The sequence below is a fragment of the Variovorax sp. AB1(2024) genome (genome assembly GCF_037482385.2).
Lineage (GTDB): Bacteria > Pseudomonadota > Gammaproteobacteria > Burkholderiales > Burkholderiaceae_C > Variovorax.
The window spans coordinates 1,695,871-1,717,143 of sequence record NZ_JBBHKP020000001.1; the positions used below are offsets into that span (position 1 = coordinate 1,695,871).

The following is a 21,273-nucleotide window of genomic DNA, read 5'->3' on the forward strand; positions in this document are numbered from 1 at the left end:
TGACTCCTCCCTCGAGCCGCCAGTACGGCGCGTATTCCACGAAAAAGTTCCTCCTTGCCGCATCTGCCGGCAGGTTGTCTATGAAATCTGTATCCCGGCTCTTCGACTTCTTTCTGACCGTGCTCTGGAGAACCCCTGGTGTCGGGGGACGGCTCCAGCGTGCATGGCGGATGTTCCGCAAGGCGGGCTGGCGAGGCATTCAGTGGGAACTCGGGCGGCGCGTCACGGGGTTCAACGACTATGCGCGTTGGGTTCGAGAGCACGACACGCTCACGCCTGCGGCCAGGACCCGGCTGGCCGAGCGCGTGACCTCCCTGCCCGAGCGCCCCCTGATCTCCGTGCTCATGCCTTCGTACAACCCCAATCCGGCCTGGCTGCGCGAAGCCATCGAGTCGGTGCGCGAGCAGATCTACCCGAACTGGGAGCTGTGCATCGCGGACGATGCGTCTCCGTCGCAGGAGGTCCGGGCAATCCTGAAGTCGTACGCCGACAGCGATCCGCGCATCAAGGTGGCATTCCGGCCCAAGAATGGCCATATCTCCGCCGCGTCCAACAGCGCACTCGAATTGGTCACTGGTTCGTGGATCGCGTTGATGGACCATGACGACCTGCTGCCGGCAGACGCGCTGTTCTGGGTGGCCGACTGCATTGCCAGCCATCCTGATGTCCGGCTGATCTATTCCGACGAGGACAAGATCGACGAAGCGTTGATCCGCTCCGGCCCGTACTTCAAGTGCGACTGGAACCCCGACCTTTTCCGGTCGCAGAACATGTTCAGCCACCTGGGCGTGCTTTCGACGGATCTGGTTCGCGCCGTGGGTGGCTTCCGGCTGGGCCTGGAAGGTTCGCAAGACTGGGATCTCGTGATCCGATGCATGGAGCGCATCGAACCTGGGCAGGTCCGCCATATCCCAAGGGTGCTCTATCACTGGCGCGTTCACGCCGAGAGCACCGCGAAGTCGATGGACGCGAAGCCCTACGCCGTGGTGGCCGGCGAGCGGGCGCTCAACGAGCATTTCGAGCGGACCCAGACCCGCGCGAGCGCCGAGCACATCGGGTTCGGCTACCGGGTGCGCTACGCATTGCCTGACACGCCGCCTCTGGTCTCCTTGGTCATCCCGACGAGAAATGCCGCTGCATCGCTGCGCCGGTGTGTGGAGTCGATCGCCGCGAAGACGACGTACCCGCACTACGAGATCATCGTGGTCGACAACGCTTCGGATGATTCGGCTTCGCAGGTCTGCCTCGAGTCTGTCGCCAAGATGCGGAACGTGCGGGTGATGAGGCATACGCAAAAGCTGGGAACTGCCGAACTGCGGAACGAAGCGGTCAGTGCCGCGGCTGGAGAGGTGATCGCGCTGGTCGACGACAGCATCGAGGTCATTTCGCCGGAATGGCTGTCTGAAATGGTGAGCCTGGCGCTGCAGCCCGGCGTCGGCGCGGTGGGCGCACGCCTGATGGACCGGCGCCGGATCCTGACGCACGCCGGCATCATCCTGGGCCTTGGGGTGGATGCCGTGGCTGGCCGCTCGCATCGTGGGATGCCCGCGGGGCGCGAAGGCTACGGCGGCCGCGCCGCGTTGATCCAATCGCTGTCGGCCGTCGCTTCGGAATGCCTGGTGGTTCGCAAAGACCGCTATCTCGAAGTGGGTGGTTTCGACGGAAGCCATCTCAAGGAGGCGTTTGCGGATGTCGACTTCTGCCTTCGGCTGGGGGAGGCCGGTCTGCGAACCCTCTGGACGCCATACGCCGAGTTGCTCGATCACAAGCCCGCCGCACGCGAAAGAAAAGGAGGGGAGCCAGCCAGCAGCCCCTATATGGAAGACGTGGCCTACATGAAGCGCCGATGGGGGTCGCTCCTGCAGAACGACCCCGCCTACAGCCCCAACCTCATGCTCGCCCGCGAAGACTTCAGCTACGCCTGGCCCCCTCGCGTGCCTCCGGCCTGATGACGCAAGACATTTCCGTCGCCCTCTGCACCCGCAACGGCGCGCGCTACCTGCCTGCGCAGATCCGCAGCATCTGCACGCAGGAGCCCTTGCCGCGCGAGATCATCGTGTCCGACGACGGCTCGTCCGACGACACGCTGGCCGTCGTTCGCGACACGATCGCCCTGTGCGGCGTGGCTGACCGGATCGCGCTGCGGGTGTTCAGCAACATGCCGCCGCTGGGCGTGACGCGCAATTTCGAGCAGGCCGTGCGCGCCTGCAGCCACGAACTCATCGTGCTGTGCGACCAGGACGATGTCTGGCACCCCGGCCGCCTCGCCCGCATGGCGGCGCAATTCGAGGCCCGTCCCGACCTGCTGCTGCTGCATACCGACGCGCGCCTCGTCGATGCCGACCTGCAGCCCCTGGGCTCCACGCTCTTCCATGCGCTCGAAGTGCAGCCCGCCGAGCTGGAGGCCATTTCGCGCGGAGACGCCTTCAGCGTGCTGCTGCGGCGCAACCTGGTGACGGGCGCGACCACCATGTTCCGCAGGACTTTGCTCGACGCGGCGCTTCCGTTCGCGCCCGAGTGGGTGCATGACGAGTGGCTGGCCGCCATCGCCGCGGCCACGGGCCGCATGGACGTGCTGCCCGAGCCGACCATCGACTACCGCCAGCACGCCAGCAACCAGATCGGCGCGCGGCGGCTCACGCTGTCCGAGAAGATCGCCAAGGCCTTTGCCGAGCGCGGCGACAAGCACGTGGCGCGGCTGCATCGCGCCGATGCGCTGCTGCAGCGCCTGCTTCAGCTCGGCGACCGGGTGCGACCGGGCTATCTAAATGCGCAGCATGACAAGGTCGCGCACCAGCGTGTCAGGGCGGGGCTGCCGGCTGCGCGAGCTTTGCGCCTGCTGCCAATCCTCGTTGAGGCTACGAACGGCCGCTATGCGCGCTTCGGGCGCGGTGTGCACGCCATCGTGCAAGATGTCTTCGAGCGGGGCTGACAGCAAGTTCTGTCAGGCTGGCCACATAGTCTTGGAGATATCTGTTTAGTACGCTAGTCGCAGGGGCACTATTCGCGGAGTCGCTTCACTGAAAGATGCTTCCAATGTTCTCCTGACTCAGGCGTAGGTGCAGTCAAGCACAGATTTGCATCGCCAAGCCAGCATGGTAGCGATGCTCACCTGCTCCTCAAGTTGGCCGATCCATGGAGAAGACGACGTGAAGGCGTTCGCAAAATGCCGGGAAGAAGCCGGCAAGCGCTTTCTGGCCCTACTCGATCGGCGGATGACAAGGTCGATAATTGATGATTCCGGCTGCTTCTCAGTCCGTCCATGAACTTTGACTCTTTTTCCTTTTTGATGCCGTCCCAAATATCACCAGGCCGCCGGAGCTTTTTCTTTTTCATTCTCATTCTCGTGGTGCTGGCTACTATTCATGTAACTTTTTATCTGAATGGCGAGCATCACCTGTATGTGAATGATTATCGTAATTACTGGATTGCATACTGGAAATCCGGACTTCAATTTAAGCAGAGTGCATGGGAGTGGGCTCGAGCGCTGCGAGAGGGAATTTGGGCGAGTGATTACAACTCACTGCCCGCTGCACTTCTCCTTCCTTTTAGTCTGGCAATGGGCTACGAGCGGTATGGTTATATTTTAGGTGCTGCGCTGACGTATTTGATCCCTGTTGTTGTTCTTTCCGGTAAAGCAGCTTCGCTGGTTGTACGAGACAGCGTAAGCGATACTCGGCCCTTTTATATATTCGCCATTGCAGCTGCCTGTTTTGTTCCTTTTTGGGTACCCACACTTAGAGGATATGTTGATATTGTAGGCTTGATCCCATTTGCGCTTGCCTTCATCTTGGTCAGAACAGCCGGATTCGGTCTAAGAATTCGGCCGGGCTTGGCAATATTGCTGGGGTTGGCGATCTGGATGCCATTTCTCTTTCGCCGCTGGTACGCTTTTTCAGTCGTTGCGTTTGTATTGACCGCTCCGATCTACTGCATTGTGAGGGCATGTATTGACAGTCATGTGCGTTGGACGCGTGCCACCCGCAATACAACGATCAATTTTGCCATTGCTGGTATTTTTTCTGTTGGAGCTTGTCTGCTTGCACAGGGCGGCCTAGTTAAGACTATTCTGCAAACAAGCTACTCGTCGATATATGTCGCGTACCAACGTTCAACTTTCGATCATTTCATGGATCTATGGAGAAGCTTCGGTGGGCTTTACTTGCTGCTTGCTGTTGCCGGACTAAATTTTCTATGGAAAACGCCTTCGAAGCGCATTGATGTATCCTTTATAGCCGCAAACGCAATTCTCCTCTTTGTGCTTTTTACACGCACACAGGGGTTTGGGATGCACCACTATTTGCCACTCGCATTTTGGATTTATCTTTTGATGTGTGTTGGGCTTTGGAGTGTTCTTTTGCTGTTCAGCGCCCCTTTTGGCTGGAAAATTAGTGTGGTTACAGTAGCGAGTCTCTTGATTCTTGCTGCGACTTTCTATCGAAGCGGAATTGGGGCGGCGATGGGTGGGGCCGTGCTCCCAAGCGTCGTGTATAACAATAAAATTGGTGATGAGGTCGCGTATCGTAGTCTGGCCCTGCAATTGGATAAACTCGTCAAACCTGACGAGAAGTGGACTGCATTTGCTTCTGATGTAATCCTCAATCGAGATGTTTTGCTAAGCGTATCAAATGAACTTCTTGCTGATCGTGCTGTAGATACGTCGCATGTTGACTTGATTCAGATGCTGAGCGTCGCGCCGTTCATGGCTCGCTATGCAGTAGTTTCTGATCCAGTCCTTACGCATCTCCCACAAGGCACACAAACTGTAATCACTATCCCTGCACGGTCGATATTAGAGGGTAAGGGAATTGGGGCGGCGTACAAGCGGGTCGGGCCCATTTTTCAAATTACCGACAGTGTAAAAGCTCTCGTCTACGAGAAGACTAGGCCATTTACTCGTGTAGAAGTTGATGAAATGCTGGCCGAGTTTTTTGCGCGATATCCAGAGTGGAGGGCCGTTTACGAAAATGAGATATTTAAGCTCGCGATGACGGCGACAACCAAGGTTGGAGATCAATGGGGCAAGTTCGAGTTTGAACCGAAAGGCCTTATTTCGATTCACCCTGGAGAGACCAAGCCAACTATCGCTTCATTTACGGGCATGTCAAAGAAACTGAGCCTGTCAGTGGCTCCAGCGTGCCCAGGTTCTGATGGCGTTGATGTTCTCCTGCGTTCAGATGGACACGACCTAGTGCACCTGGTGGTCGAGCCTGGGGAAACGGTAACGCTGCCGACCACAAACCTGACGATCAACTATGAACTAACGGTCTCGAAGCGAGCGAATGCATGGTGCGATCTAGTTTCCGTGACGCTTGCAAATTGAGGATTCAAACTGTTGCTACGACTAAACTTCCGCGCCGGATCGCTTGCGTGCTCCACAGGCAGGATTGGCAAAAAATTTTGGAGAATTGCATATGGGTCTCGCCGACTTGTTTCGTTCACTGAAGGCTGCAGGCAGTAGGACGGAGAAGGGTGTCTCTGTTGATTTAGAGGAGGCACTTCCTGCAGAAGAGCCTGCTTCTTTGACGGATGCTCATATCAATGGCGATCGGCAGCTTGAGCAAGTTGAACAGCTCTTGAAGAGCGGCAAGTTTGATCATGTCCTTTATTGCAATCAGCTCGATACGCCTCTCGGCCCTGAAGAAGCTGTCCTTCACTACCTGGAGCATGGCGAACGAGCAGGGCTTAAGGCAAGTTTTGACTTTGATGCCGCTTACTATTTGGCGCGCAATGAAGATCTTGTTCACGTAGATAATCTCTTTTTGCACTACGTGAATCATGGGCACCATGAAGGGCGCAAAGCCCATCCGTTCCCTGGTGTTGTGGAAGGACTACGAAAGTTAGATCCGAAGCGCGAGACGGTAGTTCTGGTTCTGCATGAGACTTCAAGGAGTGGTGCCCCGATTCTGGGATGGAATATTTGCACGCACTTGAGGCGGGATCTGTCCTATAACGTTGTTGTAATTTCACTGCGAGGCGGCGGCGACTTAGAGAATTTGTTTCGAGGTGACGCGAGCTTTTTTGTTGCCCCGAACTCTACGGAGCTCATGCAGGCAGATCAGATTGAATGGATGTCGGCGATTATTGCTCAGGTTGCGCAGCCAAAATATGCAATCGTAAATTGCGCTGAGGCTCATTCATTCGGGACCTCGCTCAAAAGTATGGGAGTGCCAGTCGTAGCGTTGATTCATGAATTTGCGACCTATTTCAGCCCCGCAAATGACTTCGAGCGTTTCTATTCTGATGTGGATGCTGTTGTCTTCTCAGCCGATTTGGTGCGAAAGTCATCGGCTGAAAAATTTCCAATCCTTAAGACCCGCGAGCGCGTGCTGATCATTCCTCAGGGAGTTTCTTTAGTCCCACCGGACGGGCATGCGTCGCGCTTAGTTGCGCCAGGTTTATCAAGTGCAGGCGAGCTACTGCGTTGGCGTTCAGTGCCAGCTGATTTCAACGTTATTGGAATCGGTGCTGTCGGCTGGCGAAAAGGCGTCGACCTTTTTGTCGGGGTTGCCGCGATCTTGAAGGCGCAGTATCCGAATGTACGCGCACAGTTTGCATGGGTGGGCGGGCGACTTCCAAACTATGAAGAGATTGCGGGTTACTTAGCGGAGCAGATCAAGCGTGCCAATGTGGCAGACACAGTAGTCTTTCTACCCGAAACGGCAGATCTCCGTGGCTTTTATGAGAACGCAAACGCTTTTTTGTTAAGTTCAAGACTTGATCCACTGCCTAATGTTGCAATTGACGCGATGACACTTGGAATCCCAGTTGTTTGCTTCGATGAAGCGTCCGGGATTGCAGAATTGTTGAAAACGCAGAACGATCTCAATTTTTTAGTTGTGCCATATCTCGATGTGAGTTCTGCCGCAGGAGTATTGGCGAAATTGGCTTTAAATAGAGAACTGTTGGAATCAACAAAAACTGCAACGATGAAAATCGCGCGGGAACGGTTCGATATGAGATCTTATGTTGCGAAACTTGATTGTCTGGGAAGTCACGCTGCCGTAGCTAATAAAGGTAATGGTGAACTCGCTGAAGGTATTACCAAGCCGACGCGGCAAAGTTAGCCGTCCTGCAGCCGCCGGTAGCGCCAGAACGCCTCCGACAGCCACACCTTCAGCAGGCTGGTCACGTGCCAGTACAGGTATTTCTTGCTCCGGTGGCTGTCGCGCTGGGCGTCGTGCCGGGCCGTCAGGTCTTCGCCCACCTGCAGCTTCCAGCCCGCGAGCCGGGTGCGCGCGCAGATGTCGAAGTCTTCCCCGTACATGAAGAACTTCTCGTCGAAGCCGCCCACCTGCCGGTAGGCCTCGCTGCGAAACAGCATGAACAGGCCGGGAATCCACGCCGGGACCTTCGGGCGCACGTAGCCGGGCTTCTTGCGCCCGACGATCTCGAAGGGCGTGAGCAGCGCCCGGTGCGGCTCGGGCGTGTTCTTGCCCGGCTCCAGGATGCGCGGCGTCAGCAGGCCGGCATCGGGGGCGGCCTGGGCGAGCAGCGGCGCCAGCACGTCGCGGTCGAAGCGGATGTCCGGGTTCAGCACCAGGAACCAGGGCGTGGCGCAGTGCTCGAACGCCTGGTTGTGATTGGCGCCGAAGCCCTTGGGGCTCGCGTTCTCGATCCTTTCCACCTCGAAGCCCCAGTTCCGGCCCGCGAGCAAGTCCGGCTCGGGAATGTTCAGCGTGAGCACCACCTTGGCGGTCGATTCGCGGCTGTGGCGGTCCAGCTGGTCGAGCAGCGGCAGCACCAGCGCGAGCTGGCCGTGGCTCACGATTGAAATGGTGATCGGGGCAAACGAAGCGGGGAAGGGGGAGGGGGGTGTCGGCATGGTCTAATTTCGCTCGGGAATTCTAGGGTTCCCCAACCCCCACACATGATTGCTCTGATCGTCATCAGTTTCTTCGTCGCCGCCTTCTCGGTCCAGGTGTTCATGCGCCGCGCGCGCAGGCATGCCCGGATCTACGGCGCCGACATGCCCCAACGCTTCCACAAGGGCCATGTGCCGCGCCTGGGCGGTGCGGGCATCCTGCTGGGCATGGGCGTGGCCTGGCTGGCGGCCGGCATCACCGGCACCGACCCGTTCAACGTGTCCTGGCCGGTCACCACCTCGATGCTCACGCTGCTGTGCATTGCGCCGGCCGTGCTCGGCGGCATCGTGGAGGACGTCACCCAGCGCGTGAAGGTGCGCTACCGGCTCGGGTTGACCATTGGCTCGGCGCTGCTGGTGTGCTGGCTGCTGGGGCTGGGCGTGGCGCGCACCGGCTTCGAGACGGTCGATGGCTGGCTGGCGATGATTCCCTTTGCCACGGTGCTGTTCGCGGCGCTCGCCATCGGCGGGCTGCCGCACGCCTTCAACATCATCGACGGCTACAACGGGCTCGCGGGCACGGTGGCGGTGCTGGTCTGCCTGGCCATCTCGCACGTGGCGCTGCAGGTCGGCGACCGGCAGCTGGCGGCCATGGTGGTGTGCCTGGTCGGCGCCACCTTCGGTTTCCTGGTGTGGAACTACCCGCGCGGCAAGATCTTCGCCGGCGACGGCGGCGCGTACGTCTGGGGCATGGTGATCGCCGTGGCCTGCGTGACGCTGGTGCAGCGGCACCGCGTGGTGTCGCCGTGGTTTCCCATGCTGCTGCTGATCTACCCGGTGTGGGAGACGCTGTTCTCCATCTACCGCAAGCTGGCGCGCGGCCAGTCGCCCGGCACGGCCGACGCGCTGCACTTCCACCAGCTGATCTTCCGGCGCATCGTGCGCGTGGCCTTCGCGGACGACGAAGCCCGGCAGCTGCTGGCGCGCAACAACCGCACTTCGCCCTACCTGTGGATGTTTGCCGCCATGTCGGTGGTGCCGGCGGTGCTGTTCTGGAACAACACCTACGTGCTGATGTTCTTCTGCCTGGTGTTCATCACCACCTACGTGGGCTCGTACCTGATGATCGTGCGCTTCAAGGTGCCGCGCTGGCTGCGGCCGTGAACTGGAACACCCCCAGTCTTCGCGCCGTCGGTCAGTTGGCTGTCACCGCGATTGCGCGAGAATTTGAGCTTCACCTAATCGTCCACCGCTTTGGAGCCTGACCGCCCATGACCGACCCCGTCCTCAACATTCCCCCGCGCGACAAGGCCGAGATCCTGGCCCAGGCGCTGCCGTACATCCGCAAGTTCCACGGCAAGACCATCGTCATCAAGTACGGCGGCAACGCCATGACCGACCCGGCCCTGCAGGCCGACTTCGCGGAAGACGTGGTGCTGCTCAAGCTGGTCGGCATGAACCCGGTGGTGGTGCATGGCGGCGGCCCGCAGATCGAGGCGGCGCTCAACAAGCTTGGCAAGAAGGGCAGCTTCATCCAGGGCATGCGCGTGACCGACGCCGAGACCATGGAAGTCGTCGAGTGGGTGCTCGCGGGCGAGGTGCAGCAGGACATCGTGGGCCTCATCAACCAGGCCGGCGGCAAGGCCGTGGGCCTGACCGGGCGCGACGGCGGCCTGATCCGCGCGCAGAAGCTCAAGCTGGCCGACCGTGCCGACCCCAACCTGCAGCACGACGTGGGCCAGGTGGGCGACATCGTCTCCATCGACCCCAGCGTGGTCAAGGCGCTGCAGGACGACGCCTTCATTCCCGTGGTCAGCCCGATCGGCTTCGGCGAGGACAACGAGAGCTACAACATCAACGCCGACGTCGTCGCCGGCAAGCTGGCCACCGTGCTCAAGGCCGAGAAGCTCATGCTGCTGACCAACACGCCCGGCGTGCTCGACAAGGACGGCAAGCTGCTCACCAACCTGAGCGCGCGCGAAATCGACGACCTGTTCGCCGACGGCACCATCTCCGGCGGCATGCTGCCGAAGATCGAAGGCGCGCTCGACGCGGCCAAGAGCGGCGTGAACGCGGTGCACATCATCGACGGCCGCGTGCCGCACGCGATGCTGCTCGAGATCCTGACCGACCAGGCCTACGGGACGATGATCCGCGCCCGCTGAGCCCCGAATGCGCCGGGTGGGCGCGTGCTCACTGCGCTGTGCGAGAATCAATTGTTTACATCTTTGCACGCGCTCCCATGCAGAACGAAGAGACGACCAGTGCTTCCGGCGTAGAGACCCCTGCTGAAACGCTCACCCCGCCGGCGCGCAAGCGCCCGAAGCCGGGCGAGCGGCGCGTGCAGATCCTGCAGGCGCTTGCTTCCATGCTTGAGCAGCCGGGTGCCGAGCGGGTCACCACTGCCGCGCTGGCCGCGCGCCTCGAGGTGAGCGAGGCCGCGCTGTACCGCCACTTCGCGAGCAAGGCCCAGATGTTCGAGGGCCTGATCGATTTCATCGAGCAGAGCGTCTTCACGCTCGTCAACCAGATCCTCGAGCGCGAGGGCGCCACCGGCGCCCAGCAGGCCGGCCGCATTCTCACGCTGCTCGTGCAGTTCGCCGAGCGCAATCCCGGCATGACGCGCGTGATGGTGGGCGACGCGCTGGTGTTCGAAAACGAACGCCTGCAGCAGCGCATGAACCAGTTCTTCGACAAGATCGAGGCCACGCTGCGTCAGGTGCTGCGCGGCGCCGCCAGCGCCGACGGTTCGGCCACGCCGAGCGTCGATGCCCAGGTGCGCGCCGCCGCGCTCACCGCCTTCGTGGTGGGGCAACTGCAGCGCTTTGCGCGTTCGGGGTTCCGGCGCGCACCGTCGGAGCACCTGGAAGCGACGATCGCGCTGATCGTCTGACGGGCTTCCTGTGCGGCGTGCGGCGAATCAGGCCGCCACGGCCACGCCCACCTTCGCTCCCGCCGCGACGATTTCCCCCCACGTCGCGTCGTCCACCCAGATCCCGTCCTTGCGCCGCGCCGCGCGTGCCTTGCGCTCCGGCTCGCCGGCCAGTTGCACCCCGTCGAAGCCCTGTCCCGGCGGGCTGCGGCGCAGCCACTCGACAAATTCGCGCGCTTCTTCGTCGAAGGACTTCTGCGTGCCCAGCTTCTCGGGGTCGATCAGCACCGTGAGCATGCCGTTGAGCACGGTGCGCGCCGTGTCCGCCTGCCGGTGCCAGGTGCCGCCGCCCGTGAGCGCGCCGCCCAGCAGTTCGCAGGCCACGGCCATGCCGTAGCCCTTGTGCTCGCCGAAGGTCATGAGCGCGCCGAACAGGCCGTTGCCCTGCGGCACCACGACCACGCCGGGGTCGTTGGTGGGCGCGCCGTTCTCGTCGATCAGGTAGCCGTCGGGCACGCGCTCGCCCTTGTTGTGGGCCACGCGCATCTTGCCCTGCGCCACCCGGCTGGTGGCGTAGTCGAGCACGAAGGGCTCGGCGCCCGCCAGCGGCACGCCGATGCAGCACGGGTTGGTGCCGAAGCGCCCGTCGCCGCCGCCCCAGGGCGCGACCACCGGGCGCGACAGCACGTTGACGAAATGCATCGACACCAGCCCCTGCGCCGTCGCCATTTCCGCGAAGTGCCCGATGCGCCCCAGGTGGTGCGCGTGCGAGAGCGTGAAGATGCAGCTGCCGTGCTGCTTGGCCCGCGCAATGCCCAGCTCCATTGCCTGCACGCCCACGACCTGCCCGTAGCCGTGCTGGCCGTCCAGGCCCATCAGCGTGCCGATGTCGAGATTGATCTTCACGGCCGTGTTCGGCTTCAGGCCGCCCTCGGCCACTGCGTCGATGTAGCGCGGCAGCATGCCCACGCCGTGCGAGTCGTGGCCGCTCAGGTTGGCGAGCACGAGGTTCGCGGCCACCTGCTGCGCCTCCGCGGGCGCGCTGCCCGCCGCCTGCAGGATGCTGGCGACGGTGGCCTGCAGGTGGTCGGCCGGCAATGTTCTGGACATGGATCAGATTCCTTTCGCGTTCAGCGTGATGGCATAGAGGGAGGTGGTGGCGCAGACGAACAGCCGGTTGCGCTTGGGGCCGCCGAAGCACACGTTGGCCACGCGCTCGGGCACGAGGATCTTGCCCAGCAGCGTGCCGTCGGGGTCGTAGGCGTGCACGCCGTCGGCGGCGCTGGTCCAGATGCGGCCTTCGGTGTCGAGCCGGAAACCGTCGAACAGGCCGTTGGTGCATTCGGCGAACACCTCGCCGCCGCTCAGGCTGCGGCCGTCGGCGCCCACCCTGAAGCGGCGGATGTGGCGCGGCCCGTCCGCCGCATGGCTCGCGCCGGTATCGGCGATGTACAGCAGCGATTCGTCTGGCGAGAACGCCAGCCCGTTGGGCTTCACGAAGTCGTCGGCCATGCGCCGCACTTCGCCGCTGGCGGGGTCGATGCGGTAGACGTGGCAGGCGCCGATCTCGCTGTCGGCCTTCAGCCCTTCGTAGTCGGAGAGGATGCCGTAGCTCGGGTCGGTGAACCACACGCCGCCGTCCGAATGCACCACCACGTCGTTGGGTGAATTGAGGCGCTTGCCCTGCCAGTGAGACGCCAGCACGGTGATGGAGCCGTCATGCTCGGTGCGCGTCACGCGCCGCGTGAGGTGCTCGCAGCTCACGAGCCGGCCTTCGCGGTCGACCGTGTGGCCGTTGGTGTTGTTGGCCGGCTCGCGGAACACGCCGACCGTGCCGTTGACCTCGTCGTAGCGCAGCATGCGGTTGTTCGGAATGTCCGACCACACCAGCGTGCGGTGCGCGGCGAACCACGCGGGGCCTTCGCACCAGCGCGCGCCGGTCCACAGGCGCTGCAGGCGCTCGGGGCCGGGAATGCGCGGCTTGAAGCGCGGATCCAGGTGCTCGAAGCCGGTACCCTCGAGAAAGCCGAAGGGAAGGGTGGCCATGCTGCTCCTTGTGCTCGTGGGGGGCCTACATCACCGCGCCGACCTGCCACGGAACGAACTCGTTCTGCCCGTAGCCGTGCTGCTCGCTCTTGGAGTGCGCGCCCGAGGCGGTAGCCAGCACCAGCTCGAAGATGCGCTGGCCCATCTCCTGGATGGACGCGGTGCCGTCGACGATCTCGCCGCAGTTGATGTCCATGTCTTCTTCCTGCCGCTGCCACAGCGCCGAGTTGGTGGCCAGCTTGAGGGAGGGCGAGGGCGCGCAGCCATAGGCAGAGCCACGCCCCGTGGTGAAGCAGATGAGGTTGGCGCCGCCGGCCACCTGGCCCGTGGCGCTGACCGGGTCGTAGCCCGGCGTGTCCATGTAGACGAAGCCGTGCGCGGTGACGGGCTCCGCGTATTCATACACCGCCTCGAGGTTGCTGGTGCCGCCCTTGGCGACCGCGCCCAGCGACTTCTCGAGGATGGTGGTGAGCCCGCCCGCCTTGTTCCCGGGCGAGGGGTTGTTGTTCATCTCGCCCTGGTTGATCTTGGTGTAGTGCTCCCACCACTTGATGCGGTCCACCAGCTTCTGGCCGACCTCGCGCTTCACCGCGCGCCGCGTGAGCAGGTGCTCCGCGCCGTACACCTCGGGCGTCTCGCTCAGGATGGCCGTGCCGCCATGCGCCACCAGCAGGTCGACCGCCGCGCCCAGCGCCGGGTTGGCGCTGATGCCCGAATAGCCGTCGGAGCCGCCGCACTGCAGCCCGATGGTGATGTGCGCCGCGCTGCAGGGCTCGCGCTTCACCGCGTTGGCGCGCGGCAGCATCTCCTCGATGAGCGCCACGCCTTTCTCGACCGTCTTGCGCGTGCCGCCCGTGTCCTGGATGTTGAAGGTGCGGAAGTTCTCGCCCTCGGCCAGGTGGCCGGTCGCGAGCCAGGCGTTGATCTGGTTGGCCTCGCAGCCGAGGCCGACCACCAGCACGCCCGCGAAGTTCGGGTGCGTGGCATAGCCCGTGAGCGTGCGCTCCAGTATCTGCATGCCCATGCCCTGCGTGTCCATGCCGCAGCCGGTGCCGTGCGTGAGCGCGACCACGCCGTCCACGTTCGGGAACGCGGCCAGCGCCTGCGGATTGGTCTTGCGCGAGAAGTGGTCGGCAATGGCGCGCGCGGCGGTGGCCGAGCAGTTCACGCTGGTCAGCACGCCGATGTAGTTGCGCGTGGCCACGCGGCCGTCGGCGCGCCTGATGCCCATGAAGGTGGCTTCGCGCTTCGCGGGGGCGGGCTTCACGTCGGCGCCGAAGGCGTAGTCGCGTTCGAAGTCGCCCTTGTCCGGGCCCATGTCCAGGTTCTGCGTGTGCACATGCTCGCCCGCGCCGATGGGGCGGCTCGCGAAGCCGATGATCTGGTTGTAGCGGCGCACCGGTTCGCCCTGCGCGATGTCGCGCATCGCGATCTTGTGGCCCGGCGGAATGAGGCCGCGCACGGCCACGTTCTCGACCGTGGTGCCGCCGAGCAGTTGGGAGCGCGCGATGACGACGTCGTCGGCGGGGTGGAGTCGGATGTAGGGGGTCATGGTGGGGTGTCTGCCGGCGCTTGTTTGTTGTCAGGAGGCCTTCGCGCGGCGCCAGCTCGCGCTGAATCTCTGGTGGAACTTGTCCATGTGCTGGTGCATCGCGTCGCGCGCGGCTGCCGCGTCGCGCGACGCGATGGCATCGACGATGGCCTCGTGCTCGCCGATGGCGGCCTGCCACGATTCCATGGTCTCGAAGTAATCGATCATGCGCGCGAAGATCGGCCCGTGCCGCGATTCCCAGAAGCCTTGCACCGTCTCGGTCAGCACCACGTTGTCGCAGGCGTTGACGATGGCCAGGTGGAAGGCGCGGTCGCCTTCGTGCGGCACCTCGTTGCGCGCGGCCGTCTCGCGCATCATGCGGATCGCGCGGCGCATGGCGTCCACGTCCTTGCGCTTGCCGTGCTGCGCGGCGGTGGCGGCGGTCTCGCCCTCGACCATGCGGCGCGCGCGGATGATCTCGAGCGGCCCCCACTCGGTGCCGGCCGTGGGGGCGCCGGTGCGGTGCGGGCGGTCCAGCACGTACACGCCCGAGCCGGTTCTTATCTCGACCCAGCCTTCCACCTCCAGCGCGATCAGCGCCTCGCGCACCGAAGGGCGGCTCACGCCCAGCTGCTTGGCGAGGTCGCGTTCGGCGGGAATGCGCGCGCCGACGTCGAACTCGCCCTCGGCGATCAGGCCGCGGAGCTGGTCTGCAATCTGGCGGTAGAGGCGCTGGGGTTCGAGGGTCTGGAGGGGCACGAGGTCGGCAAGGTGGGTTAAGGGTTGTCCTGAATTGGCCAAGTGGTAAGGCCAATTCAGAATACGATACACCGCCCGGGCCATCATCGGGCCTAACCCGAAGACACGAGGAGCCATCGGCATCACGACATGAACCAGCTCGATTTCTCGGGCCGCCATGCGGTCGTCACCGGCGGCGCCACGGGCCTGGGCTTCGGCATCGCGCAGCGGCTGCTGGCCTCGGGCGGCAGCGTCACGCTGTGGGACCGCGACGAAGAGGCGGTGCAAAGGGCGGCCGAGTCGCTCGGCGGCAAGGCCTTCGCGCTGAAGGTCGACGTGTCGCAGCAGCCATCGGTCGCCAAGGCCGTGGCGGCCACGCTGGCGCAGGTGCCGCACATCGATGCGCTGGTCAACAGCGCCGGCATCACCGGGCCCAACGCCAAGCTGTGGGACTACCCGGTGGACGACTGGCGCCAGGTGATGGACGTCAACATCACCGGCGTGTTCCTGTGCTGCCGCGAGGTGGTCGCGCAGATGCGCAAGCAGGGCGACCGGGGCTACGGCCGCATCGTCAACATCGCCTCGGTGGCCGGCAAGGACGGCAACCCCAACGCCAGCGCCTACAGCGCGAGCAAGGCGGCCGTCATCGGCCTGACCAAGTCGCTCGGCAAGGAACTGGCCGACACCGGCATCCGCGTGAACTGCGTGACGCCCGCGGCGGTGAAGACGGCCATCTTCGACCAGATGACGCCCGAGCACATCGCCTTCATGCTCTCGAAGATTCCCATGGGCCGCTTCGGCACGGTGGAAGAGGTGGCCGCGATGGTCGGCTGGCTCTGCACCGAAGATTGCTCGTTCTCCACCGGCGCGGTCTTCGACCTCTCCGGTGGCCGCTCCACGTACTGATCAATTCAATGCACTGAAAGGAAAGCATGAAACTCGTCCGCTATGGCAACCCCGGCAAGGAAAAGCCCGGCCTCATCGACAGCGACGGCAAGCTGCGCGACCTGAGCGCCGTCGTCAAGGACATCGGCACCGAGCAACTGGGCGATGCCGCCATTGCCAGGCTGCGCAAGCAGAAGGTCGACAAGCTGCCGCTGGTCAAGGGCAAGCCGCGCTTCGGCGCACCGGTGGCCAACGTCGGCAAGTTCATCGCCATCGGCCTGAACTATGCGGACCACGCGGCCGAATCCGGCCTGCCGGTGCCCAAGGAGCCCGTGGTGTTCACCAAGGCCAACAGCTGCATCCAGGGCCCGAACGACCCGGTGATGCTGCCCAAGGGCTCGGTCAAGTCCGACTGGGAAGTCGAGCTCGGCGTGGTCATCGGCACGCGCGCGCGCTATGTGTCGCAGAAGAGCGCGCTCGACTACGTGGCCGGCTACTGCACCATCAACGACATCAGCGAACGCGAATACCAGATAGAGCGCGGCGGCACCTGGGACAAGGGCAAGGGCTGCGACACCTTCGGCCCCATCGGCCCCTGGCTGGTGACGCGCGACGAAATCGAGAACCCGCAGAAGCTCTCGATGTGGCTCGACCTGAACGGCCAGCGCGTGCAGACCGGCAGCACCAGGACCATGATCTTCAGCGTGGCCAAGATCGTGAGCTACGTGAGCCAGTTCATGACGCTGATGCCCGGCGACGTCATCACCACCGGCACGCCGCCCGGCGTGGGCATGGGCATGAAGCCGCCGCTGTTCCTGAAGAAGGGCGACGTGATGACGCTGGGCATCGAAGGCCTGGGCGAGCAGCGCCAGGAAGTGGTCCCGTTCAAGCTTTGAGCGTTCAGCGCAGCACGCGGACCAGTTCGTCGTAGACCAGCCGCACGCGCGCCGGCACCGGCGCGCGCTGCGGGCGGTACACGTAGACAGGCCACGGCTCCGGCGCGTCGACTTCCAGCACCGGCACCAGCGCGCCCGATTTCAGCCACGGCTCCGCCAGCGAGCCGATCAGCTGCGCGAAGCCCAGGCCCGCGAGCACTGCCGCGCCCTCGGCATCGAAGTCGTCGGTGACGAAGGCGGGCGATGTCACCGCCAGTTGCCGGCCCTTGCTGAAGAGCATCGGCCAAGGCCTGCCCGACATGCGGTCGATCAGCGCGGTGAGCGGCAGGCCCGCGAGCGCGTCTATCTTCTTCGGTACGCCGGTGCGCGCAATGAGCGATGGCGCGGCCACCACGTGCAGCGCCATCTTGCCCACCGGCCGCGCCACGAAGCGCGCGTCGCGCAGCGGCCCGACGCGCACGCCGATGTCGATCTGCTGGTCGACCACGTCGGCATGCTCCTCCGACACGCGCAGGTCAAGCACCAGGCCGGGGTGCGCGGCGAGCATCGGCGCCAGCGCCTGCGGAATCAGCCGCCGGCCGAAGATGCCCGGCGCCGTGACCCGCACCGTGCCCTCGTGCTGCGAGAGCGCGCGCCGGTCGGTGCGGTGGAACAGCTCGTCCACGCCGCCCACCGCCACGCGCGCACGCTCGGCGAGCTGCCGGCCGAAGTCGGTGAGCTGCACGCCGCGCGTGCTGCGGTGGAAGAGGGGCTCGCCGAGCTGGTCTTCGAGTTCGCGAACGGCGCGCGTCACCACCTGCGGCGACACCGACAGGCGCACGGCCGCGTCGCGGAAGTTGGCGGCATCGGCGGCGGCGCAGAACACGCGCAGGGCTTCGAGGCGGTTGGACATGGGAGCTGGAGTGTTCCTTTTTCAGGAATTTTGAAGTCGCCAGAGTTTCATTTACGGGAACAGGCGGATTTTCCACACTGAGGGCATCTCTTCAACACCCCAGCAAAGGAAAGCAGCCATGACATCCGTTCAAGACAACATCAAGGGCAAGGTCGCCATCGTCACCGGCGCGAGCAGCGGGCTCGGCGAATCGACCGCGCGCCACCTGGCCGCGCGCGGCGCCAAGGTGGTGCTCGCCGCCCGCCGCACCGACCGGCTCGAGAAGGTCGTCGCCGAAATCCGCGAAGCCGGCGGCGAGGCCATCACGGTGGCCACCGACGTGGCCAGGCGCGCCGACCTCGACAGGCTCGCCACCGCCACGGTGGAGGCCTTCGGCCGCATCGACGTGCTGGTGAACAACGCGGGCGTGATGCCGCTGTCGCCCATGGAGAAGCTCAAGGTCGACGAGTGGGACCGCACCATCGACGTCAACATCAAGGGCGTGCTGTACGGCATTGCCGCCGTGCTGCCGCGCATGCAGGCGCAGGGCAGCGGGCATATCGTCAACATCGCGTCGATTGCGGGGCTCAAGGTGTTCACGCCCATCGGCACCGTCTACAGCGCAACCAAGCATGCGGTGCGCGCCATCTCCGAAGGGCTGCGGGTGGAAATGGGCAACACTGGCGTGCGCGTGACCGTCGTGTCGCCCGGCGCGGTGGACTCGGAACTCAAGTTCGGCAGCAGCGACGCCGAGAGCGCCGCCGGCGTGAAGGCGTTCTACGACGCCAACCAGATCCCGGCGGATTCGGTGGCGCGCGCGGTCGTCTATGCGGTGGAGCAGCCTGCGAACGTGGACATCAACGAAGTGGTGCTGCGGCCGGTGTCGCAGGAGTTCTGAAAGGCGGTATGCGGGGAGGGCCCGATTGCGGCCCCCTCGCGCATCAATTAACCTTCTCTTGCTGAAGGTCTTTGGCGGACCAAAGTGCGAAGTCCCTGCAAAATAGAACGACCGTTCGTTTTATTCGGGAATTCCACGATGTCCGCTTCAGCCGCCCCCGCCAAGCCCGCCCGTGCTGCCCAGAAGGGCCAGCAGACCAAGGCCGTCATCGTCGACGCAGCGCTGGCGCTGGCCGCGCAGATCGGGCTCGAGGGCCTGTCGATCGGCGCGGTGGCTGAAATCACCAAGATGAGCAAGTCGGGCGTCTTCGCCCACTTCGGCTCGCGCGAGGAACTGCAGATCTCGGTGGTGCGCGAATACCACGCGCGCTTCGAGCAGGAGGTGTTCTTCCCCGCGCTGCAGGCGCCGCGCGGCCTGCCCCGCCTGCGCGCCATGTTCGCCAACTGGATGAAGCGCACCTCGACCGAGATCGACTCGGGCTGCATCTACATCAGCGGCGCTTCCGAATTCGACGACCGCCCGGGCCCGGTGCGCGACGCGCTGGTCGAGTCGGTCAGCATCTGGCAGGCGGCCGTGCTGCGCGCCATCGTGCAGTCGCAGAGCGAAGGCCATCTGCGCGCCGACGCCGACGAGCGCCAGCTGGCGTTCGAGATCCACGGCCTGATCCTCGCGCTGCACTACGAAGCGCGCTTCCTGCAGGTGCCCGGCTCCATCGGCCGCGCCAATGTCGGTTTCGACAACATCCTCGCGCGCGCCGCCACGCCCGACGCGCCCAAGCCCGATGCGGCCGCCGCGCCGGCGGGCCGCCGCCTCAAGACCGTGCGCTGACCCAGGCGCGCGGCTCGTTCCCTTTTCGTTTTCCCTTTTCTTTTTTCTATCTAGCTTCGACCAGGAGAGTCCCGGATGCCTACCTACAACCCGCCCGTGCGTGACATGCAGTTCGTGCTGCACGAAGTGCTCAACGTCGCCGAGGAGCTCAAGGCGCTTCCTGCCCACGCCGAGACCGATGCCGACACCATCAACGCGGTGATCGAAGAGGCCGGCAAGTTCGCCGCCGAAGTGACCTTCCCGCTCAACATCAGCGGCGACGAAGAGGGCTGCACGCTCGACAAGGCCACGCACGAAGTCAAGACGCCCAAGGGCTTCAAGGACGCCTACGCCAAGTACGTCGAAGGCGGCTGGCCCGCGCTGTCGTGCGACCCGGCGTTCGGCGGCCAGGGCCTGCCGTTCGTGGTGAACCAGTGCCTGTTCGAGATGCTCAACAGCGCCAACCAGGCCTGGACCATGTACCCCGGCCTTTCGCACGGCGCGTACGAGGCGCTGGTCGCGCACGGCACCGAAGAGCAGAAGAAGACCTACCTGCCCAAGCTCACGAGCGGCGAGTGGACCGGCACCATGTGCCTGACCGAACCCCATTGCGGCACCGACCTCGGCCTGCTGCGCACCAAGGCCGAACCGCAGGCCGACGGCACCTACCGCATCACCGGCAGCAAGATCTTCATCTCGGCCGGCGAGCACGACATGACGGACAACATCATCCACCTGGTGCTGGCCCGCCTGCCCGACGCGCCAAAGGGCAGCAAGGGCATCAGCCTGTTCGTGGTGCCGAAGTTCAAGGTCAAGGCCGACGGCTCGCTCGGCGAGCGCAACCCGATCTTCTGCGCCGGCCTCGAGCACAAGATGGGCATCCACGGCAACGCCACCGCGCAGATCGTGATCGAAGGCGCCACCGGCACGCTGGTGGGCGAGCCCAACAAGGGCCTGGCCGCGATGTTCGTGATGATGAACGCCGCCCGCCTGGGCGTGGGCAACCAGTCGCTCGGCCTGACCGAGGTGGCCTACCAGAACGCACTGGCCTACGCCAAGGACCGCCTCCAGATGCGCTCGCTGTCGGGCGTGAAGGCCAAGGACAAGGAAGCCGACCCCATCATCGTGCACCCCGACGTGCGCAAGATGCTGCTCACGGCCAAGGCATATGCCGAAGGCGGCCGCGCGCTGCAGATCTTCTGCACGCTGCTGCTCGACAAGGAGCACAACCATCCCGACGAGAAGGTGCGCAAGGACTCTGGCGAACTCGTCGCGCTGCTCACGCCCATCGTCAAGGCCTTCATCACCGACAACGGCCACATCTCGACCAACGCCTGCATGCAGGTGTTCGGCGGCCACGGCTTCATCAAGGAATGGGGCATGGAGCAGTTCGTGCGGGACAACCGCATCAACATGATCTATGAAGGCACCAACACCATCCAGTCGCTGGACCTGCTGGGCCGCAAGGTGCTGGGCAACAACGGCGCTTCGCTCAAGAAGTTCGGCAAGCTCGTGGGCAAGCTGGTGGAAGAAGAAGGCGTGAACGAGAAGATGGCCGAGTTCATCAACCCGATCGCGGGCCTGGGCGACCAGCTCACCAAGTTCACCACCGAGATCGGCTTCAAGGGCTTCCAGAACCCCGACGAAGTGGGCGCCGCCGCGGTGGACTACCTGCGCGTGGCCGGCCACTTCGTGTTCGGCTACCTGTTCGCACGCATGGCGCAGGTCGCGCTGCGCGAGATCGCGGCCGGCAACACCGACCCGTTCTACGTCGCCAAGCTGCAGACCGCGCGCTTCTACTTCGCCAAGCTGTTCCCCGAGACCGCGACGCTGATGCGCACCGCGCGTGCCGGCAGCAAGGTGCTGATGGACACCGACGCGGCACTGGCCTGAGCGGTAGTACCGTCTCGTCTTTCCTCAACTTC

At 64.0% G+C, this 21,273-nt stretch carries 18 protein-coding genes; 12 read left to right on the top strand and 6 right to left on the bottom strand.

Translation table 11 applies throughout. The features are described from left to right. Positions 1 to 80: 80 nt before the first annotated feature. The 4 genes from WIX39_RS07965 to WIX39_RS07980 all read left to right on the top strand — a co-directional run bounded on the left by WIX39_RS07965 (position 81) and on the right by WIX39_RS07980 (position 7,067). Complete coding sequence (locus WIX39_RS07965; RefSeq protein WP_409194828.1) at positions 81 to 1,949, top strand: glycosyltransferase family 2 protein; 1,869 nt, start codon at positions 81 to 83, stop codon at positions 1,947 to 1,949. After that, on the top strand, positions 1,949 to 2,932 hold the full coding sequence (locus WIX39_RS07970; RefSeq protein ID WP_409194829.1) for a glycosyltransferase family 2 protein: 984 nt from the start codon (positions 1,949 to 1,951) through the stop codon (positions 2,930 to 2,932). Before WIX39_RS07965 ends, WIX39_RS07970 begins: the two co-directional genes overlap by 1 nt. A gap of 330 nt (positions 2,933 to 3,262) precedes the next feature. Then, entirely contained in the window at positions 3,263 to 5,323 is a 2,061-nt protein-coding gene (locus tag WIX39_RS07975) for a hypothetical protein (protein ID WP_409194830.1), read from the top strand. A 43-nt stretch (positions 5,324 to 5,366) separates the two neighbouring features. Then, the gene (locus WIX39_RS07980; protein WP_409194831.1) at positions 5,367 to 7,067 is read left to right on the top strand and encodes a glycosyltransferase; all 1,701 of its coding nucleotides are present in this window, start codon (positions 5,367 to 5,369) and stop codon (positions 7,065 to 7,067) included. Here WIX39_RS07980 and WIX39_RS07985 read toward each other — a convergent pair. Next, positions 7,064 to 7,825 carry a glycosyltransferase family 2 protein gene (locus tag WIX39_RS07985; RefSeq protein WP_409194832.1) on the bottom strand — a complete coding sequence of 254 codons (762 nt, stop codon included), beginning with the start codon at positions 7,823 to 7,825 and terminating at the stop codon, positions 7,064 to 7,066. The two genes, WIX39_RS07980 and WIX39_RS07985, sit on opposite strands and share 4 nt — an antisense overlap. Before the next feature lie 45 nt (positions 7,826 to 7,870). Between WIX39_RS07985 and WIX39_RS07990 the strand changes: the two genes are divergently transcribed. The 3 genes from WIX39_RS07990 (at position 7,871) to slmA (ending at position 10,697) form a co-directional block, all read left to right on the top strand. Beyond that, positions 7,871 to 8,968: a glycosyltransferase family 4 protein gene (locus tag WIX39_RS07990; protein WP_081268358.1), complete on the top strand. Its 1,098-nt coding sequence runs from the start codon at positions 7,871 to 7,873 to the stop codon at positions 8,966 to 8,968. 107 nt (positions 8,969 to 9,075) lie between these two features. Next, positions 9,076 to 9,969, top strand: coding sequence for an acetylglutamate kinase (gene argB, locus WIX39_RS07995; protein WP_081268359.1), 894 nt, complete (start codon positions 9,076 to 9,078; stop codon positions 9,967 to 9,969). 77 nt (positions 9,970 to 10,046) lie between these two features. Next, entirely contained in the window at positions 10,047 to 10,697 is a 651-nt protein-coding gene (slmA, locus tag WIX39_RS08000; RefSeq protein WP_081268360.1) for a nucleoid occlusion factor SlmA, read from the top strand. A 27-nt stretch (positions 10,698 to 10,724) separates the two neighbouring features. On the opposite strand, the gene WIX39_RS08005 is transcribed toward slmA, so the two are convergent. The 4 genes from WIX39_RS08005 to WIX39_RS08020 are packed head-to-tail and all read right to left on the bottom strand — an operon-like array spanning position 10,725 to position 15,012. Next, positions 10,725 to 11,786: a malate/lactate/ureidoglycolate dehydrogenase gene (locus WIX39_RS08005; RefSeq protein WP_106935802.1), complete on the bottom strand. Its 1,062-nt coding sequence runs from the start codon at positions 11,784 to 11,786 to the stop codon at positions 10,725 to 10,727. 3 nt (positions 11,787 to 11,789) lie between these two features. Then, positions 11,790 to 12,722: an SMP-30/gluconolactonase/LRE family protein gene (locus WIX39_RS08010; RefSeq protein WP_409194833.1), complete on the bottom strand. Its 933-nt coding sequence runs from the start codon at positions 12,720 to 12,722 to the stop codon at positions 11,790 to 11,792. A gap of 25 nt (positions 12,723 to 12,747) precedes the next feature. Then, positions 12,748 to 14,274, bottom strand: a complete 1,527-nt coding sequence (locus WIX39_RS08015; RefSeq protein WP_409194834.1) for a UxaA family hydrolase — start codon at positions 14,272 to 14,274, stop codon at positions 12,748 to 12,750. Between the two features lie 30 nt (positions 14,275 to 14,304). Then, positions 14,305 to 15,012, bottom strand: coding sequence for a FadR/GntR family transcriptional regulator (locus tag WIX39_RS08020; RefSeq protein ID WP_409194835.1), 708 nt, complete (start codon positions 15,010 to 15,012; stop codon positions 14,305 to 14,307). A 129-nt stretch (positions 15,013 to 15,141) separates the two neighbouring features. Between WIX39_RS08020 and WIX39_RS08025 the strand changes: the two genes are divergently transcribed. Further along, positions 15,142 to 15,897, top strand: a complete 756-nt coding sequence (locus WIX39_RS08025) for an SDR family NAD(P)-dependent oxidoreductase (protein ID WP_106935799.1) — start codon at positions 15,142 to 15,144, stop codon at positions 15,895 to 15,897. 26 nt (positions 15,898 to 15,923) lie between these two features. Beyond that, positions 15,924 to 16,772 (top strand): fumarylacetoacetate hydrolase family protein, encoded by an 849-nt coding sequence (locus tag WIX39_RS08030; RefSeq protein WP_409194836.1) that lies wholly within the window; start codon positions 15,924 to 15,926, stop codon positions 16,770 to 16,772. A 4-nt stretch (positions 16,773 to 16,776) separates the two neighbouring features. Here the strand turns inward: WIX39_RS08030 and WIX39_RS08035 are convergent, their stop codons facing one another. Beyond that, on the bottom strand, positions 16,777 to 17,664 hold the full coding sequence (locus WIX39_RS08035; RefSeq protein WP_409194837.1) for a LysR family transcriptional regulator: 888 nt from the start codon (positions 17,662 to 17,664) through the stop codon (positions 16,777 to 16,779). 118 nt (positions 17,665 to 17,782) lie between these two features. On the opposite strand from WIX39_RS08035, the gene WIX39_RS08040 reads away from it, so the two are divergent. The 3 genes from WIX39_RS08040 to WIX39_RS08050 all read left to right on the top strand — a co-directional run bounded on the left by WIX39_RS08040 (position 17,783) and on the right by WIX39_RS08050 (position 21,241). Further along, positions 17,783 to 18,541, top strand: a complete 759-nt coding sequence (locus WIX39_RS08040; protein ID WP_409194838.1) for an SDR family oxidoreductase — start codon at positions 17,783 to 17,785, stop codon at positions 18,539 to 18,541. A 138-nt stretch (positions 18,542 to 18,679) separates the two neighbouring features. Beyond that, the gene (locus WIX39_RS08045) at positions 18,680 to 19,369 is read left to right on the top strand and encodes a TetR/AcrR family transcriptional regulator (protein ID WP_081268369.1); all 690 of its coding nucleotides are present in this window, start codon (positions 18,680 to 18,682) and stop codon (positions 19,367 to 19,369) included. Positions 19,370 to 19,444: 75 nt separating this feature from the next. Next, entirely contained in the window at positions 19,445 to 21,241 is a 1,797-nt protein-coding gene (locus WIX39_RS08050) for an acyl-CoA dehydrogenase C-terminal domain-containing protein (RefSeq protein ID WP_409194839.1), read from the top strand. The last annotated feature ends 32 nt before the right edge of the window (positions 21,242 to 21,273 follow it).

Coding starts and splice junctions, on each gene's coding strand:
- WIX39_RS08035 (WP_409194837.1), bottom strand. CDS start 17,664: ATGTCCAACCGCCTCGAAGCCCTGCGCGTGTTCTGCGCCGCCGCCGAT.
- WIX39_RS07970 (WP_409194829.1), top strand. CDS start 1,949: ATGACGCAAGACATTTCCGTCGCCCTCTGCACCCGCAACGGCGCGCGC.
- WIX39_RS07990 (WP_081268358.1), top strand. CDS start 7,871: ATGATTGCTCTGATCGTCATCAGTTTCTTCGTCGCCGCCTTCTCGGTC.
- WIX39_RS08050 (WP_409194839.1), top strand. CDS start 19,445: ATGCCTACCTACAACCCGCCCGTGCGTGACATGCAGTTCGTGCTGCAC.
- WIX39_RS07965 (WP_409194828.1), top strand. CDS start 81: ATGAAATCTGTATCCCGGCTCTTCGACTTCTTTCTGACCGTGCTCTGG.
- slmA (WP_081268360.1), top strand. CDS start 10,047: ATGCAGAACGAAGAGACGACCAGTGCTTCCGGCGTAGAGACCCCTGCT.
- WIX39_RS08045 (WP_081268369.1), top strand. CDS start 18,680: ATGTCCGCTTCAGCCGCCCCCGCCAAGCCCGCCCGTGCTGCCCAGAAG.
- WIX39_RS07985 (WP_409194832.1), bottom strand. CDS start 7,825: ATGCCGACACCCCCCTCCCCCTTCCCCGCTTCGTTTGCCCCGATCACC.
- WIX39_RS08015 (WP_409194834.1), bottom strand. CDS start 14,274: ATGACCCCCTACATCCGACTCCACCCCGCCGACGACGTCGTCATCGCG.
- WIX39_RS08040 (WP_409194838.1), top strand. CDS start 17,783: ATGACATCCGTTCAAGACAACATCAAGGGCAAGGTCGCCATCGTCACC.
- WIX39_RS08030 (WP_409194836.1), top strand. CDS start 15,924: ATGAAACTCGTCCGCTATGGCAACCCCGGCAAGGAAAAGCCCGGCCTC.
- WIX39_RS07975 (WP_409194830.1), top strand. CDS start 3,263: ATGAACTTTGACTCTTTTTCCTTTTTGATGCCGTCCCAAATATCACCA.
- WIX39_RS08010 (WP_409194833.1), bottom strand. CDS start 12,722: ATGGCCACCCTTCCCTTCGGCTTTCTCGAGGGTACCGGCTTCGAGCAC.
- WIX39_RS08025 (WP_106935799.1), top strand. CDS start 15,142: ATGAACCAGCTCGATTTCTCGGGCCGCCATGCGGTCGTCACCGGCGGC.
- WIX39_RS08005 (WP_106935802.1), bottom strand. CDS start 11,786: ATGTCCAGAACATTGCCGGCCGACCACCTGCAGGCCACCGTCGCCAGC.
- argB (WP_081268359.1), top strand. CDS start 9,076: ATGACCGACCCCGTCCTCAACATTCCCCCGCGCGACAAGGCCGAGATC.